Origin of the sequence: Streptomyces sp. NPDC006435, assembly GCF_040612315.1 — a bacterium.
GTDB lineage: Bacteria > Actinomycetota > Actinomycetes > Streptomycetales > Streptomycetaceae > Streptomyces.
In genome coordinates this window covers 1,378-2,490 of sequence record NZ_JBEXPY010000119.1, presented here as the reverse complement: position 1 = coordinate 2,490, position 1,113 = coordinate 1,378, and the positions used below count along the sequence as shown (strand labels likewise).

General features: G+C 73.1%; 1 protein-coding gene. It reads right to left on the bottom strand.

The features are described 5' to 3' along the window. On the bottom strand, positions 1-1,106 hold a 1,106-nt coding region (locus ABZZ04_RS39375), incomplete at its 3' end, for a Dyp-type peroxidase (RefSeq protein WP_356937049.1). Positions 1,107-1,113: the final 7 nt, after the last annotated feature.

The following is a 1,113-nucleotide window of genomic DNA, read 5'->3' as shown; positions in this document are numbered from 1 at the left end:
CCGAGGGGCTGGCCGGGGGGTGGTGGGGGGAGTACGTGGGCGATGGCGGATGCGCGGTGTTCGATGTAGGGGTTCATGGCGTCGTCGGTGGCGAGGCGTTCCTGGACGCGGGTGAACAGGGCGGGGTCGCGGAGGTAGGCGAGGAAGAGGAGGCCCTGGTCGTGGGGGGTGTTGCGGTAGGAGTAGCCGCGGCGGAGCATGCGGGCGCCGCCGTCGAGGCGGGAGTGGGCGAGGCGGATGTGGGCGTGGGTGGGGATGTGGTAGCGGCCCTGGGGGGTTTTGGCGTAGAGGTTGACCGGGTCGTGTTCGTGGTGGGTGCCCAGGGGGGCTCCGGTGGTGCGGTGGCGGCCGATGATCTGTTCCTGCCGGGTGGGGGGCAGGGTGGTGAAGGTGTCGGTGTTCATGTGGATGCGGCGGTAGACGAGGAAGGTGCTGCCGTCGTCGTGCCAGATCCAGCGGGTGAGTTCGTCGCCGGTGGGGTTCTCGGTGCCGTCCTTGAAGCCGAAGAGGTTGCGTGGGGTCTGGCCGGCGGGGCGGGGTGGCAGGAATCCGGGCTGTTGCCAGCGGGGTACCAGGGTGCCGGCGGCTCGTGCGGTGAGCCGGGTGGCGGCCCGGTTGCAGGCGGCGGCGGTGGGGCCGCAGATCTGGAGGATGATGTCGCCGCCGCCGTGGCGGGGTTCGAGGCGGTCGCGGGGGAAGGACGGCAGGTCCTTCAGCCGGGGCGGGGCGGTCAGGCCGAGCTTGCGGTAGAGGGCGGGGCCGACGGCCACGGTCGGTGTGACTCCGGGAACGGGACGGGAGGCCTGGTCGGCCCACCAGCGGGACAGGACGCGGCGGACGTCCTCGACGGACGGCCCGGCGGGGGACAGGTCATGGGCGAGCAGCAGCACATGGGCGGGCTGCACAGTCGTGATGCCCGGCTGGGTACGGACGACCCGACGGCCCCCGCCCCCAAAGACACCGGAACGCCCGGAGGGGGCCGTGGCCGTGTTCTCGGTGGGTTTCCCGGCCGTGTCCTCGGTGGCGGAGGGGGTGCCGCACGCGGTGGCCGCGGCGAGCGGGGCGAGGAGCAGCGTACGGCGGTGGGGCGAAGGCAGAGCGGTCACCAGGACT